The 13,544-nt window shown below is 63.8% G+C and carries 15 protein-coding genes; 12 read left to right on the top strand and 3 right to left on the bottom strand.

Annotated elements, in window-relative coordinates:
• Nucleotides 1-38: 38 nt before the first annotated feature.
• Nucleotides 39-989 (top strand): Bug family tripartite tricarboxylate transporter substrate binding protein, encoded by a 951-nt coding sequence (locus ACQ3C8_RS05230; protein WP_428852709.1) that lies wholly within the window; start codon nt 39-41, stop codon nt 987-989.
• A gap of 94 nt (nt 990-1,083) precedes the next feature.
• Entirely contained in the window at nt 1,084-1,779 is a 696-nt protein-coding gene (locus ACQ3C8_RS05225; protein WP_009521313.1) for a GntR family transcriptional regulator, read from the top strand.
• Nucleotides 1,780-1,818: 39 nt separating this feature from the next.
• Here the strand turns inward: ACQ3C8_RS05225 and ACQ3C8_RS05220 are convergent, their stop codons facing one another.
• Together ACQ3C8_RS05220 and ACQ3C8_RS05215 are read right to left on the bottom strand one after the other, a co-directional pair.
• Nucleotides 1,819-2,715, bottom strand: coding sequence for an NAD(P)/FAD-dependent oxidoreductase (locus ACQ3C8_RS05220; protein ID WP_428852708.1), 897 nt, complete (start codon nt 2,713-2,715; stop codon nt 1,819-1,821).
• Nucleotides 2,705-3,166 carry an Rrf2 family transcriptional regulator gene (locus ACQ3C8_RS05215; RefSeq protein ID WP_009521315.1) on the bottom strand — a complete coding sequence of 154 codons (462 nt, stop codon included), beginning with the start codon at nt 3,164-3,166 and terminating at the stop codon, nt 2,705-2,707. Before ACQ3C8_RS05215 ends, ACQ3C8_RS05220 begins: the two co-directional genes overlap by 11 nt.
• A 283-nt stretch (nt 3,167-3,449) precedes the next feature.
• Between ACQ3C8_RS05215 and sugE the strand changes: the two genes are divergently transcribed.
• The 8 genes from sugE to ACQ3C8_RS05175 all read left to right on the top strand — a co-directional run bounded on the left by sugE (nt 3,450) and on the right by ACQ3C8_RS05175 (nt 10,111).
• A complete protein-coding gene (sugE, locus tag ACQ3C8_RS05210; RefSeq protein WP_428852707.1) occupies nt 3,450-3,770 on the top strand; it encodes a quaternary ammonium compound efflux SMR transporter SugE in 321 nt (106 codons plus the stop codon).
• 266 nt (nt 3,771-4,036) lie between these two features.
• A complete protein-coding gene (locus tag ACQ3C8_RS05205) occupies nt 4,037-4,870 on the top strand; it encodes an IclR family transcriptional regulator (RefSeq protein WP_009521317.1) in 834 nt (277 codons plus the stop codon).
• Between the two features lie 282 nt (nt 4,871-5,152).
• Nucleotides 5,153-5,836, top strand: coding sequence for a 3-oxoacid CoA-transferase subunit A (locus tag ACQ3C8_RS05200; RefSeq protein WP_428852706.1), 684 nt, complete (start codon nt 5,153-5,155; stop codon nt 5,834-5,836).
• Nucleotides 5,833-6,477 (top strand): 3-oxoacid CoA-transferase subunit B, encoded by a 645-nt coding sequence (locus ACQ3C8_RS05195; RefSeq protein ID WP_009521319.1) that lies wholly within the window; start codon nt 5,833-5,835, stop codon nt 6,475-6,477. The genes ACQ3C8_RS05200 and ACQ3C8_RS05195 overlap by 4 nt, the downstream gene beginning before the upstream one ends.
• A gap of 52 nt (nt 6,478-6,529) precedes the next feature.
• Nucleotides 6,530-7,732 (top strand): 3-oxoadipyl-CoA thiolase, encoded by a 1,203-nt coding sequence (pcaF, locus tag ACQ3C8_RS05190; protein ID WP_009521320.1) that lies wholly within the window; start codon nt 6,530-6,532, stop codon nt 7,730-7,732.
• A 97-nt stretch (nt 7,733-7,829) separates the two neighbouring features.
• Entirely contained in the window at nt 7,830-8,558 is a 729-nt protein-coding gene (locus ACQ3C8_RS05185) for an SDR family NAD(P)-dependent oxidoreductase (RefSeq protein ID WP_428852705.1), read from the top strand.
• A 40-nt stretch (nt 8,559-8,598) separates the two neighbouring features.
• Nucleotides 8,599-9,600 carry a Bug family tripartite tricarboxylate transporter substrate binding protein gene (locus ACQ3C8_RS05180; RefSeq protein ID WP_428852704.1) on the top strand — a complete coding sequence of 334 codons (1,002 nt, stop codon included), beginning with the start codon at nt 8,599-8,601 and terminating at the stop codon, nt 9,598-9,600.
• Between the two features lie 217 nt (nt 9,601-9,817).
• Complete coding sequence (locus ACQ3C8_RS05175) at nt 9,818-10,111, top strand: YkvA family protein (RefSeq protein ID WP_009521323.1); 294 nt, start codon at nt 9,818-9,820, stop codon at nt 10,109-10,111.
• 53 nt (nt 10,112-10,164) lie between these two features.
• Here ACQ3C8_RS05175 and ACQ3C8_RS05170 read toward each other — a convergent pair whose 3' ends face one another.
• A complete protein-coding gene (locus ACQ3C8_RS05170; protein WP_428849584.1) occupies nt 10,165-11,097 on the bottom strand; it encodes a DMT family transporter in 933 nt (310 codons plus the stop codon).
• A 272-nt stretch (nt 11,098-11,369) separates the two neighbouring features.
• Here ACQ3C8_RS05170 and ACQ3C8_RS05165 point away from each other — a divergent pair, with 272 nt between their 5' ends.
• Together ACQ3C8_RS05165 and upp are read left to right on the top strand one after the other, a co-directional pair.
• Complete coding sequence (locus ACQ3C8_RS05165) at nt 11,370-12,845, top strand: NCS1 family nucleobase:cation symporter-1 (RefSeq protein WP_428852703.1); 1,476 nt, start codon at nt 11,370-11,372, stop codon at nt 12,843-12,845.
• 2 nt (nt 12,846-12,847) lie between these two features.
• The gene (gene upp, locus ACQ3C8_RS05160; RefSeq protein ID WP_009521326.1) at nt 12,848-13,504 is read left to right on the top strand and encodes a uracil phosphoribosyltransferase; all 657 of its coding nucleotides are present in this window, start codon (nt 12,848-12,850) and stop codon (nt 13,502-13,504) included.
• Nucleotides 13,505-13,544: the final 40 nt, after the last annotated feature.

Genomic DNA, 13,544 nt, shown 5'->3' with positions numbered 1-13,544 from the left:
CCTGCACTACCACGACACACTATAAGAGGAGACAACGCATGAAATCCAAGCTGCTGCCCCTGAGTCTGATTGCCCTGTTTGCCGGTCCCGCCATAGCCTCCGATTTCCCCAAGAAGGAACTCACCATGACGGTCAACTATGGCGCCGGCTCCAATACCGACGTCGCGTCGCGCATCATCGCCAGTGCTATGGAAAAGGAGCTCGGCAAGTCGATCGTGGTAGAAAACCGTGCCGGTGCGCTGGGCACCATGGCGGTGTCGTGGCTGGCCAAGCAGGCGCCAGACCCGCACCGCGTAGGCGTGGTCACCTACGCAACCCAGGCCATTTCGCCGCACCTGATGAAGGTCGGCTACACCATGGATGACTTCCAGTGGGTCTGTGGTTTTGGCCGCTACCTGTACGGCGTGGCAGTGCGTTCGGATTCGCCGCACAAGACCATCAACGACCTGATTGCGGCGGCCAAGAAGGACAAGGGGGTGTCGTTCGGCGGTGCGTCCACGCCCAACCTGATCGCCCTGCTCGAACTGGGCCGCATCACCGGCGCGAAGTTCGTGCAGATCCCGTACAACTCGGGCGCCGACGTGCGCGCCGCCCTGCTGGGCGGACACATCGAATCGATGGTGCAAAACCCCGGTGATATCCTGCCGCACGTGGCCACCGGCGAAATGCGCATGCTGGCATCGGCCAGTCCGATCCGCTGGCCGATGGCACCGGATGTGCCTACCCTGAAGGACGCCGGCTACCCTGTCGAGGTCGATTCCTGGATTGGCCTGGGCGTACGCGCCGGGGCACCGGCGGATGCCGTCAAGCGCCTGGAGGATGCCTGCCTGAAAGGCGTCAAGCATCCGGATGCTGCCGAAAAGCTCACCAACATCGGCATCGTCCCCGTGGGGCTGACCGGAGCGCAATATCGCGATGCGCTAAAATCTGGCTATCAGAAGATGGGGGCGGCCATCAAGGCAGCCAACATTCCGCGTATCTCGAATTGACCGCAGCAAGGCCGTAGTGATGATGCACGCTCTGATATAGTCAGAGCGTGTATTTTTATTTGTGCCGCGCACAGCGTACCTGCAAGGTATTCCGATGAATCAACCGCTCAATCGCATCGATGGGCAACCCAGCCTGTCCGAACGGGCCTACCAGCAAATACGCGATGCGATCATGCAAGGCCGGCTGGAATCCGGACGTCGACTGGTCTACCGGACCCTTGCCGAAGAACTTGGCATCAGCCCCACGCCCGTGCGTGACGCCATCCAGCGGCTGGTCTCCGATGGCGCACTGCAGCTCGACGATCGTGGCGTGGCCTATGTGCCGGTCCTCACCGCCGAAACCTATATCGAGACGATTAACCTGCGGCTCACGCTGGAAAGCATGGCTGCCGCGGCCGTCGCCGCCATGCCCGACGGCCGCGAGGCAATCGCCGACCAGCTGGCGGAAATCCATGAGCGGGTTGCTCGTGCGCAGCGCGAAGGCCGCCCTGTGGATGCGTTGTTCGGCAACGAGCAGTTCCACTTTGTCTACCTGCGTGCAGCAGGCATGCCCATCCTCGAGGGCCTGGTCCGCTCGCTGTGGCTGCGTTGTGGCCCATCGCTACGCCTGGTCTACAACAAGGGTTTCAAACCGCTGTCCGTACATCCGCATGTGCGGCTGATCGAGGCCATCCGCAAGGGTGATGCGGCCAGTGCACGCCACGCCGTCGAAGCAGACCTCAAGTACGCCGGCAAGCATATCCTCGCCCAGCTCGACCCGCACGCACGCAGCCCCGAGAACTGGGACTGACCTGCCGACACAGCTGCCGACCCCTAACCCGCGTACATCTCAGAACACCAGCGCCCGGTGCACGGCCACGCCCGCCGTCACGCCATCGGCGCTCGCCCACGTGACGCTGTGCGCGCCGCGCGTGATGTCACCCGCGGCATAAACACCCGGGACGGTCGTCAGCTTCCAGTCATCCGTACGGATAACACTGCCAAGCGGATGCTCGTCCACCGCACATCCCAGCTCGGTAGCAATAGTGCTGTTGAAGCGCGTGCGAGGCCCCAGGAACATGGCGTCGACAGGCATGCTGCGTCCATCCTCCAGCACGACGGCTGTCAGGTCCTGGCCATCGCCCCGCACCTCCCGCAGCCGCGCCGGCTCGATTCTCACGCCACGCCGGCGCAGCTCATCGGCAACGTCCGGTTCCGGTGCGGGCGCGCCATTCAGGTAGTAGACCGTCGGCCCCCACTCGGCAATCAGCATGGCCTGATGGGCTGACATGGGCATGGTGTGCAGCACGCCGAGTTGCCGTCCGGTGAATTCGTAGCCATGGCAATACGGGCAATGCAGCACCGTACGTCCCCAGTGCTCGGCCAGCCCGTCAATCGGCGGCAGCTCATCCGACAGTCCGTAGGCCAGTACCAGCTTGCGGGCATCGACGTTGGTGCCGTCCGCCAGCGTGGCCACGAACAGGCCTGTCTCGTCGCGACTCACGTGCGACACCTGGGCGTGCATCAGATACGTACTCGGATAGGCCAGCACCTGCGCCCGCGCCGTCTCCAGCATAGCCTGCGGCGAGCTGCCGTCCTGCCCGAAGAAACCGTGTGACTGCACAGCAAACCGGTTGCGCGGCTGACCACTATCGATCACGCACACCGTGCGGCGTGCACGCGCGAGGTACATGGCAGCGGATAACCCCGCGAAACTGCCCCCAACGATGATGGCATCAAATGGCATGCATATGCTCCGGATCATGGCCGCCGCGCGCAGCAAGCCGGGTATGGAAATCGGCGCTCAGGGCAGCCAGCGTGACCTCGCCGAAACGCTTCAGCAACAGTGTTTCGGCTTCCTGCATGGACGCATCCAGCGCGGCGTTGACTGCCTGCTCGACAAGACAGGCAGGCGTTTCGGTACGATGCCCGATGGCCAGCAGGCCAGGACAGCCGATGCCGTTGTAGACATCGCGCAGGGTCACCTGCGACAGATCGCATGCAAGCGTCCAGCCGCCGCCATGCCCCTTGCCCGATTGCACGTAGCCTTGTTCGCGCAAGCCCGCCATGATGCGGCGGATCACTACGGGGTGCGTGTCCATGGCCCGTGCCAGTACGTCGGAGGTAACGGGCCCCGTGTGCTCGGCCATATGCAGCAGCACGTGCAGCACGCCGGAAAGTCGACTGTCTTTTTTCATGTAACTTATTTTGTTACGTAAACAGAGGCATGTCAAGATTGCCCTGTTACCCGGCGGGATACGGCTGTCGACCAGCGGAAATGTCCAGAGGAAGCATTGCCTCGCCGCCCTTGCGTCTGCCCTCCCGGCGGTGCAGAGCTGCCGGAATACGGGACCGGTCAATGCGCTCCGTACGCTTGACGACCCGTGTGCGCGCAGCCACAATGCCACCTTGCGAGGACGACCTCCCCCAACTCTGGGTTGCATGTCCGGGACGGCCCGGCTCTTTCACAAGGAGCCGAAAATGGCTTGGATCATGTTGTTGATTGCAGGACTGCTTGAGGTGGTGTGGGCGTTTTCCATGAAGCAGTCGCATGGCTTTACGCGCCTCGTACCCACCATCGTCACACTCGTGACAATGGTCGCCAGCTTTGCCCTCCTTTCCTTTTCCATGCGTAGCTTGCCGCTGGGTACGGCCTATACCATCTGGACCGGCATTGGCGCGGTTGGCGCATTCCTCGTCGGCATTCTCGTGCTTGATGAACAGGTCAGCGCGATGCGGGTGCTGGCAGCCATTCTCATCGTAGCGGGCCTGGCGTTGATGAAACTATCGAGCGCGCACTGAGCATAGCCCTCGATAACGCGGCGCAGCTGCATGGCGTGCGACAAGGTCTTCGTGATCGCCGTCCTGCCGACATTCGCGCCGTTTGACCTCAAGGTGCGGCGGGATATACTGGTTGCCCCGTGAGTGCTTTGCCCGGACATGACGCGATGTGCAACGTCGACCAAGGTGTCGGCCTTCGCCCCACCGCCTGATACCGGCAGACACCCGGGCAAGCTATAATCGCGCCCCGATGCGTCTGCGGCTGTCGTGCCGGGCGCGCCAACCCGATGCCTGTACCGCACTACCCTGACACTGCCGTGGCCACCAACGTCCTTCCGCTCCCCGATGCCGACCAGCCCAAGCCTGGCGACAGCTATGTGCAGTCGTTCGCGCGCGGGCTCTCGGTCATCCGCGCCTTCGGCGAGCGCCATCCGCAGATGACGCTGAGCGAGGTCGCCGCCGCAACGGGCCTGACGCGCGCCGGTGCACGCCGCATCCTGCTCACACTCGAACACCTGGGCTACGTCGATACGGACGGCCGCAAGTTTCGCCTCACCCCCAAGATCCTCGACCTCGGTTACGCCTATTTGTCGGCGAGTCCGCTGTGGGCACTGGCGCAGCCAGAAATGGAGGCACTTGCCGAACATACCGGCGAGTCCTGCTCCATCTCTGTGCTGGAAGGCACCGATATCGTCTACATCCTGCGGGTCGCCACGCACAAGATCATGCGCGTGAACCTGTCGGTGGGCAGCCGACTACCCGCCTGGGCCACCTCGATGGGACGCGTGCTGCTGGGCGGCCTGCCGCAGGCGGAGTGCGACGCCATCCTCGCTGCGAGCGACATCCAGCCGCTCGCAGCACTGACGGTGACCGACATCCCCACACTGCGGCAGATCATCGCGCGCGACCGCGTGCGCGGCTACTCGTACACCACGCAGGAACTTGAAGACAGCCTGCGCTCCATCGCCGCGCCCATCATCGACCGCAGTGGCACTGTCATCGCCGCCATCAACATCAGCGGCATGGTGAACCGCAACAGCGAAAGCCAGATGCTCGACACCTTCCTGCCTCTGCTGCTCAAGGCTGCGCAGAATATCAGCGGCATGCTGCAGCACCGCTGACACTCGCTCAAGAACTGGCGCACGAATCGCGCCATCCCTGGCATTGATCGGTCCAAAGATCGACAGCGCCCAGCACACGCGCCCAAAAGTGCTTGAGCGTTCCCTCCAATATTGCCCATCGTCTGGAAACGCACAGCCCGTGCGGATCTTCCTTTCACCGTGCACTCGAACCGGGCGCACGTGCACCATACGCGGCTTGACGCTCCCCGGTTGGGTGCCTAGAATCGTGTTCTTATAGCAAACATTTGTTCATATTAAGAACATTTTTGAGTGCATAGGCCCGTGATCAATAAAATCGTAGATTCGTATGCAGCCGCCCTGGCTGACGTTCATGATGGCGCGACCATCATGATTGGCGGCTTTGGCGCTGCCGGCATGGCATCGGAACTGATCGACGCCCTCATCGCCCAGGGCGCCCGCGACCTGACCATCGTCAACAACAACGCGGGCAATGGCGAAACCGGTCTGGCCGCGCTGCTGAAGGCCGGGCGCGTGCGCAAGATCATTTGCTCCTTCCCGCGCCAATCCGATTCCTACGTGTTCGACGGCCTGTACCGCGCCGGCAAGATCGAGCTGGAACTGGTGCCGCAGGGCAACCTCGCCGAGCGCATCCGTGCTGCCGGCGCCGGCATCGGCGGCTTCTTCACGCGCACGGGCGCGGGCACCCTGCTCGCCGAAGGCAAGGAAACACGCGTGATCGACGGCCAGACCTACGTTTTCGAAACCCCCATCCATGCTGACTTCGGCCTGATCCGGGCACACAAGGGCGACCGCTGGGGCAACCTGGTGTACCGCAAGACGGCCCGCAATTTCGGCCCGGTCATCGCCATGGCTGCCAAGTGCACCATCGCCCAGGTCAGCGAGATCGTCGAACTTGGCGAACTCGATCCCGAACATATCGTCACCCCGGGCATCTTCGTGAAGCGCGTGGTCGCCACCTCGGCCCAGCAAGGAGGTCAGCAATGAAGCGTCTTACCCGTGACCAGATGGCCGCACGCGTGGCGCAGGACATTCCCGATGGCGCCGTCGTCAATCTCGGCATCGGCATGCCGACCATGGTCGGGGCGCATCTTCCAGCCGGCCGCGAGATCGTGCTGCATACCGAAAACGGCCTGCTCGGCATGGGCCCGCCGCCCGCTGCCGGCGAAGAGGATCCTGACCTGATCAACGCCGGCAAGCAACCGGTAACCACGCTCGATGGCGCATCGTTCTTCCATCATGCAGATTCGTTCGCGATGATGCGCGGCGGCCATCTCGACTATTGCGTGCTGGGCGGCTTCCAGGTCGCGCAGAACGGCGACCTGGCGAACTGGCATACCGGCGAACCGGACGCCATCCCTGCTGTGGGCGGCGCCATGGACCTGGCCATCGGCGCGAAGAAGGTGTTCGTGATGATGGAACACCTGACCAAGGCCGGCGTCAGCAAGCTGGTGGAAAAATGTACCTATCCGCTCACCGGCCTGGCCTGCGTGAGCCGCGTCTACACCGACCTGGCGGTGGTCGACATCGGCCCGTCGGGCTTCGTGGTACGCGAGATGGTTGAAGGCCTGAGCCTCGAAGAGCTGACTCGACTATCCGGCGTACCGCTCACCTACCAAGCACTCTAATCAAAACACGGATGGCGGCGCAGACCCGCCATTCGACCAACCTGGAGACACCATGACCGAAGCCTTTATCTGCGACGCTATCCGCACTCCTATCGGCCGCTACGGCGGCAGCCTCTCGGCCGTGCGGGCAGACGATCTCGGCGCCGTGCCGCTGCGTGCCCTCATGGCGCGCAACCCGGAGCTCGACTGGAGCGCCGTAGCCGATATCATTTTCGGCTGCGCCAACCAGGCAGGTGAAGACAACCGTAACGTCGCCCGCATGTCGGCCCTGCTGGCCGGCCTGCCGGAAACGCTGCCGGGCGCGACCATCAATCGCCTGTGCGGTTCGGGCATGGATGCGACGGGCACCGCGGCACGCGCCATCAAGTCGGGCGAAACCAGCCTGATGATCGCCGGCGGCGTGGAAAGCATGAGCCGCGCTCCGTTCGTCATGGGCAAGGCGACCAGCGCGTTTTCGCGCAGCGCGGAGATCTTCGATACCACCATCGGCTGGCGTTTCGTCAATCCGCTGATGAAGGCGCAGTACGGCGTGGATTCGATGCCCGAGACCGCCGAGAATGTCGCCACCGACTACAAGGTCAGCCGCGAAGACCAGGACCTGTTTGCCGTGCGTAGCCAAGAGAAAGCCGCGCGCGCCCAGCAGGACGGCACGCTGGCGCAGGAAATCTGCCCGGTGACGATTCCGCAGCGCAAGGGTGACGCGATTGTCGTGGATCGCGACGAGCATCCGCGCGCCACCAGCATGGAAGCACTGGCCAAGCTCAAGGGCGTGGTCCGCCCGGACGGCACGGTCACTGCCGGCAACGCCTCGGGCGTGAACGACGGCGCCTGCGCGCTGATCCTCGCCAGCGAAGCCGCCGCCAAGACCCACGGCCTGACGCCGAAGGCACGCATCGTCGGCACCGCTACCGCCGGCGTGGCACCGCGCGTGATGGGCATCGGCCCTGCACCGGCCTCGCAGAAGCTACTGCAGCAACTCGGCATGACTATCGACCAGATGGATGTGATCGAACTGAACGAAGCGTTTGCCGCGCAAGGCCTGGCGGTGACACGCATGCTCGGCATCGCTGATGACGATCCCCGCGTGAACCCGAATGGTGGCGCTATCGCCCTCGGGCACCCGCTCGGCATGAGCGGCGCACGCCTGGTGACCACCGCGATGTACCAGCTGCACCGTACCGGCGGCCGCTACGCGCTGTGCACGATGTGCATCGGCGTGGGCCAGGGCATTGCCATGGTCATCGAACGCGTTTGATAGCGCAGCCTGATTGAACCCATCCTGCCGCGCCATGCGCCCTGCGCCGGGCGCGGCACCGAATGAATTGATCTGCGCGCCATGGCGCGCCACGAATATGTCCCAGACTCCAGCCTATCTCGTTACCGGCGGCAGCGCCGGCATCGGCCAAGCCATTTGCCAGCAATTGCTGCAGGCCGGCCATACGGTGATCAACATCGACTACACCGTGCCCGGCTGGAGCCACGCGAATCTCGTGTCCTTCCAGGCTGACCTGACCAATGCCGACGCCACACGTGCGGTTGCGCAACAGGTCATGGCGCAGTACGCCATCGTGGGTCTGGTCAACAATGCCGGCGCCACGCGCCCCGGTACCATCGACACCGCAACGCTGGCCGACCTCGACTATGTCGTGGCCCTGCACCTGCAAGCCAGCATGCTTCTGATTCAGGCTGTCCTGCCCTCGCTGCGCGCCTGCGGCCAAGGACGTATCGTCAATATCGCCACACGTGCCGCGCTGGGTAAACCTGAACGTGTCGTCTATTCGGCCACCAAGGCCGGAATGATCGGCATGACCCGCACGCTGGCGATGGAACTTGGCAGCGACGGCATCACCGTCAATGCCGTGGCACCCGGCCCGATTGCAACGGAACTGTTCCGCAAGAGCAATCCGGAGGGCAGCCCGCAAACCCAACGCATCATCAACAGCATTGCCGTCAAGCGCATGGGTACGGCGGACGACGTGGCGCGCAGCGTCATGTTCTTCCTGTCGCCCGACAATGGCTTCGTTACTGGCCAGGTGCTGTATGTGTGCGGAGGTACAACCCTGGGAGTGGCGCCCATTTGAGGGCCTTGCCGCATCCCGAATCTGCTGGAGCATGAAACACATGAAGACGAACAAACTGAACCCGCTGCGCCGCCAACTGGTGAGCGCCCTGATCGGCGCCGCAGCTTTCGGTGTGGCTGCCACCCCGGCCATCGCCGCCGACAAGTACCCGAACAAGCCGGTGACGATCATCGTGCCGTTCTCGGCCGGTGGCACCACTGACATCCTGGCCCGCATCGTTGGCGTTAAACTCGGTGAAACCCTGGGTGAAACCGTGATCATCGACAACCGTCCGGGCGCCGGCGGCAACATCGGTGCGGCCATGGTGGCCAAGGCCAAGCCGGATGGCTACACGCTGCTGATGGGCACGGTGGGCACGCACGCCATCAACCAGACGTTGTATCCGAAGCTGAACTTCGATCCGATCAAGGACTTCGCGCCGCTGACGCGCGTCGCCAACCTGCCGAACCTGCTGGTAGTGCACCCGAGCGTGCCGGCCAAGAACGTGCAGGAACTGATCGCCTACGCCAAGGCCAATCCGGGCAAGCTGAACTTCGGCTCTTCGGGCAACGGTAGCTCGATCCATCTGTCGGGCGAGCTGTTCAAGAACATGACCGGCATCGACATGCAGCACGTGCCATACAAGGGCAGCGCTCCCGCCGTGACCGACCTGCTGGGCGGCCAGATTTCGATGATGTTCGACAACATGCCGTCGGCCATCCAGCACGTGAAGTCAGGCAAGCTGCGCCCGCTCGCCGTGACGACCGCCAAGCGCTCGCCGGCCCTGCCGAACGTGCCGACCATCGCCGAATCGGGCGTGAAGGGCTATGAAGCCACCTCGTGGTTCGGCCTGCTGGCCCCGGCCGGCACCCCGCCCGCCATCATCAACCGCCTGAATGCGGACCTGGTGAAGATCCTCGCCATGCCGGACGTCAAGAAGCAGATGGCCGAGCAAGGTGCAGAAGCCTACAGCGAAACGCCGGCTGCGTTCGCTGGCTTCATCAAGTCGGAAACGGCCAAGTGGGCCAAGGTGGTGAAGGCTTCGGGCGCCGTGGTGGACTGATAGCCCGCGCTCCATACCGTCAGGCTGCACCCGCGCGGCGCGGCCTGGCACAAGGATTTACCCGCTGCATTTCGGCCCGGATCGTTCGGGCCGTTTTTTTTTGCAGGCCCCGCATTCATCACATGGCAAGCAGATCCCACATTGGGGAACTTGAGATCAGCCGGACCACCCTAAGATAGGTCGTGTTGATGGCTTGTTGCCTCGGGAGACCCCTGCAATGTGGAAGAAACTGGTTGCGTTCTTTACCCTGTTCCGGCATGACGCCCGGGTACTGTGGCACGCCCTGCGCCATCCCGATGCCCCAGGCTGGCTGAAACCTGCTGTCGCCGCCCTGGTCGTCTACGCGGTCTCGCCGATCGACCTGATCCCCGACGTCATTGCCGTGTTCGGGCTGGCTGACGATGTCATCCTGATCCCGCTGGCGGTTCGCCAGATCATCAAACGCCTGCCACCGCATGTGCGCCGCGCTGCTGAAATGCGCGTGGATGCGACGACCGTGCGCGCCCGCTGATTTTCCGGCAAGGCACGTACCGCCCCGAGCCCCGGGCACGCCGGCGCGGCAGATCAGGCCTGCCGCGCAGCCCGCGGCACGGACGTCAGCAAGTACATTCCCACCATCACCAGAGCGCCGCCAGCCAGTTGCCAAGTTGTGATCGGCTCGCCCAGCAGCCAGAAACCCAGCAGCAGCGTGGAGACCGGGCCGATCAGCCCGGCCTGCGAGGCCAGTGGCGCACCGATGCGCGCGACGGCCACCATGGTCATGGTCACCGGCAGCACGGTACACATCACCGCATTCAGGAATGACAGCCAGTACACCGGCAGAGGTTGCGTCAGCAATTGGCCGGCAGGCCGCAGCAGCAGGAATTGCAGCACACTCGGCACGGTCGAGACGCACATCGCATAGGCCACCAGGCGCAGCGCACCGATCCGTTTGACGGCTTCGCCACTGGCAATCAGGTAAATGGCGTAGAAGACGGCACTCGCCGTCACCAGCACCGTACCGAGCCAAACATTGCTGCCCGCGATTTCCAGATCGTGCGACAGGACCAGCACGATCCCCGCATAGGCGATCGCCAGCGACACCAGTTGCCGCCGGGAAATGGAGCGCTTGAGAAAGACGACCGACAGCAGCAGCACGAACGACGGGGTGAGATACAGGATGAGCCGCTCGAGCGCCGCGGTAATGTACTGCAGGCCGAGAAAATCCAGAAAACTCGACAGATAGTAGCCAATCATGCCAAGCACGACGATGCGCCCGCGGTCCGCCCACGACAGCGGGGCCAGTTTGCGCGCCTGCCACCAGCCAATCAGGAAAAAGAACGGGACCGACATGATCATGCGCAGGGCCATCACTAGCATGGCATCGACACCATGGCGGTACATCAGCTTGGCGAGGATTGCCTTGGCGGAAAACAGGATGGCGCCAAGCACGGCGATCGTCAGTCCGGAGACATGCGAGGACTGGGCGGAAACAGGCACTGCGGAGGATGAGTTCACAGGGACATCGCTTTGGGGTAGGAGGCATCCTGGCGCCGGCTAGGATGCATGCGCGCGGCCAATCCAGCGGTTGCGCCAGGACCGGACGATTGTAGCGAATTTTCAAGATGCGTATCTGATACGTATCACGCCTTCCGCTCCGGCACCCCACCCTTGCCGATTGGCAATCTGCCTGCTCTTCCCTACAATCGCGTGCAAGCCACCCGATGTACGCCGCAAAGCGAACGTGCGGGTATTTATCCGGGCTGTTCCTCCACCTCAACGGATCGCGCATGCACCCGTCCGCCTCACCTCATCCCATCGCAGCGACCGCCTCGCCGGACCTGTGGAACCACGATCTCGCCCCGACCCAGCCAGCCCAGCGCACCTGGACCGCGATGCACTACGCTGCCCTGTGGGTGTCGATGGTGGTTTCCGTGCCCGCCTACATGCTGGCCTCAGGCCTGATGACGGAAGGCATGAACTGGTGGCAGGCGGTGCTCACCGTCTTCCTCGGCAATGTGATCGTCCTCGTGCCGATGGTGCTGATCGGCCATGCCGGTGCCAAGCACGGCATCCCCTTCCCGGTGCTGGCACGCGCCTCCTTCGGTGTGCGCGGCGCACAGCTGCCGGCGCTGTTGCGCGCCATCGTCGCCTGCGGCTGGTTCGGCATCCAGACGTGGCTGGGCGGCATGGCGATCTACTCGATCATCAACGTCATCGGCGGGAATATGCTGGTGGGTGCGAACCTGCCGGGCCTTGGCATCAACGGCGGGCAGCTGGGCTGCTTCCTACTGTTCTGGGCGTTGCATATCTGGTTCATCACCCGCGGTACGGAATCCATCAAGTGGATGGAAACCTGGGCGGCGCCTGTATTGATTCTCTCGGGCGTCGGCCTCGTCGTGTGGGCATACCAGCAGGCGGGTGGGTTCGGCCCGATGCTGGCCGCGCCGTCAGCCTTCGCGCCAGGCGGCGCCAAGGCCGGCCAGTTCTGGGGAACATTCTGGCCCTCGCTGACGGCGATGGTCGGCTACTGGGCCACGCTGGCGCTCAATATTCCCGACTTCACGCGCTTTGCCCGCAGCCAGCGCGACCAGTTCGTCGGCCAGGCGATCGGCCTGCCGATTCCGATGGGCCTGCTGGCGCTGGTGGCGGTGCTCGTCACGTCGGCCACGGTCGCGGTATATGGCCAGGCCATCTGGGACCCGGTTGCACTCACGGGCAAAATGGGGGGCGTCGCCGTGGTACTCGCACTGGTCGCGCTGATCATCGCCACGCTCACCACCAACATTGCCGCCAACGTGGTGTCGCCGGCGTATGACTTCTCGAACATCGCCCCGCGCCGCATCTCGTTCCGAACCGGCGGCTACATCACGGCCGGTATCGGCCTCGCCATGTTTCCGTGGAAAATCCTGGAAACCACGCAAGGCTATATCTTCACGTGGTTGATCGGCTACGGCGCGCTGCTGGGCCCGCTGGCCGGCATCATGCTCGTGGACTACTTCCTCCTGCGGCGCACGCGCCTCGATGTGCCGGCGCTCTTTTCGGCCAGCGGCGAGTACGCCTACCGCAACGGCTGGAACTACGCCGCCGTGATCGCGCTGCTGCTGGGTGCGCTACCCAACCTGCCGGGCTTCTTCAAGGCTGCCGGCTTCGTTGCCAGCACAGCGCCGCTTTTCGAAACCCTGTACACCTACGCATGGTTCGTGGGCCTGGCCATCTCCTCCGTGGTCTACCTGCTGCTCATGTCCCGTCACCGCAAGGCCTGATCATGATGCACTCGACCGATTCGCGTTTTCCCAACCTGTTCATCCTCAACCACCCGCTGATCCAGCATAAGCTGACGCACATGCGGGACAAGGACACATCGACACGCACGTTCCGCGAGCTTCTGCGCGAGCTGACCCTGCTGATGGGCTACGAGATCACGCGGGACTTGCCCCTGGCCACGCGCCGCATCGAAACTCCGTTGACCACGCTCGATGCCCCGGTCATCGCCGGCAAGAAACTCGCCGTCGTGCCGGTACTGCGTGCTGGCGTCGGCATGAGCGATGGACTGGTCGAACTGATTCCCTCCGCGCGCATCGGCCATATCGGCCTGTACCGCGACGAAAACAGCCGCCCGGTCGAATACCTCGTCCGGCTGCCCGACATCGAGGACCGGACCTTCATCCTGTGCGACCCGATGGTCGCCACCGGTTACTCCGCGGCCCATGCCGTGGACGTGCTGAAGAAGCGCGGCGTAAAAAGTGAGGCGATCATTTTCCTGGCGCTGGTAGCCGCCCCCGAAGGAGTCTCGGTATTCCAGCAAGCCCATCCCGACGTGAAGCTGTACGTCGCCGCGCTCGACGAGCGGCTCGACGACGACGACTACATCGTGCCTGGGCTGGGCGATGCCGGAGACCGCCTGTTCGGCACGAAGAACTGAGGCGCATGAGAAATCGCGCCGGCCTGCGGCGCGATGTCAT

Origin of the sequence: Imbroritus primus (assembly GCF_964332355.1) — a bacterium.
Classification (GTDB): domain Bacteria; phylum Pseudomonadota; class Gammaproteobacteria; order Burkholderiales; family Burkholderiaceae; genus Imbroritus; species Imbroritus primus.
The sequence above is the reverse complement of the archived record's forward strand: the minus strand, read 5'-3'. Positions and strand labels throughout refer to the sequence as shown.

Excerpts from the sequence above, each read along its gene's own strand:
- ACQ3C8_RS05230 (WP_428852709.1), top strand. The coding sequence starts at position 39 with ATGAAATCCAAGCTGCTGCCCCTGAGTCTGATTGCCCTGTTTGCCGGT.
- ACQ3C8_RS05225 (WP_009521313.1), top strand. The coding sequence starts at position 1,084 with ATGAATCAACCGCTCAATCGCATCGATGGGCAACCCAGCCTGTCCGAA.
- ACQ3C8_RS05220 (WP_428852708.1), bottom strand. The coding sequence starts at position 2,715 with ATGCCATTTGATGCCATCATCGTTGGGGGCAGTTTCGCGGGGTTATCC.
- ACQ3C8_RS05215 (WP_009521315.1), bottom strand. The coding sequence starts at position 3,166 with ATGAAAAAAGACAGTCGACTTTCCGGCGTGCTGCACGTGCTGCTGCAT.
- sugE (WP_428852707.1), top strand. The coding sequence starts at position 3,450 with ATGGCTTGGATCATGTTGTTGATTGCAGGACTGCTTGAGGTGGTGTGG.
- ACQ3C8_RS05205 (WP_009521317.1), top strand. The coding sequence starts at position 4,037 with ATGCCTGTACCGCACTACCCTGACACTGCCGTGGCCACCAACGTCCTT.
- ACQ3C8_RS05195 (WP_009521319.1), top strand. The coding sequence starts at position 5,833 with ATGAAGCGTCTTACCCGTGACCAGATGGCCGCACGCGTGGCGCAGGAC.
- pcaF (WP_009521320.1), top strand. The coding sequence starts at position 6,530 with ATGACCGAAGCCTTTATCTGCGACGCTATCCGCACTCCTATCGGCCGC.
- ACQ3C8_RS05185 (WP_428852705.1), top strand. The coding sequence starts at position 7,830 with ATGTCCCAGACTCCAGCCTATCTCGTTACCGGCGGCAGCGCCGGCATC.
- ACQ3C8_RS05180 (WP_428852704.1), top strand. The coding sequence starts at position 8,599 with ATGAAGACGAACAAACTGAACCCGCTGCGCCGCCAACTGGTGAGCGCC.
- ACQ3C8_RS05175 (WP_009521323.1), top strand. The coding sequence starts at position 9,818 with ATGTGGAAGAAACTGGTTGCGTTCTTTACCCTGTTCCGGCATGACGCC.
- ACQ3C8_RS05165 (WP_428852703.1), top strand. The coding sequence starts at position 11,370 with ATGCACCCGTCCGCCTCACCTCATCCCATCGCAGCGACCGCCTCGCCG.
- upp (WP_009521326.1), top strand. The coding sequence starts at position 12,848 with ATGATGCACTCGACCGATTCGCGTTTTCCCAACCTGTTCATCCTCAAC.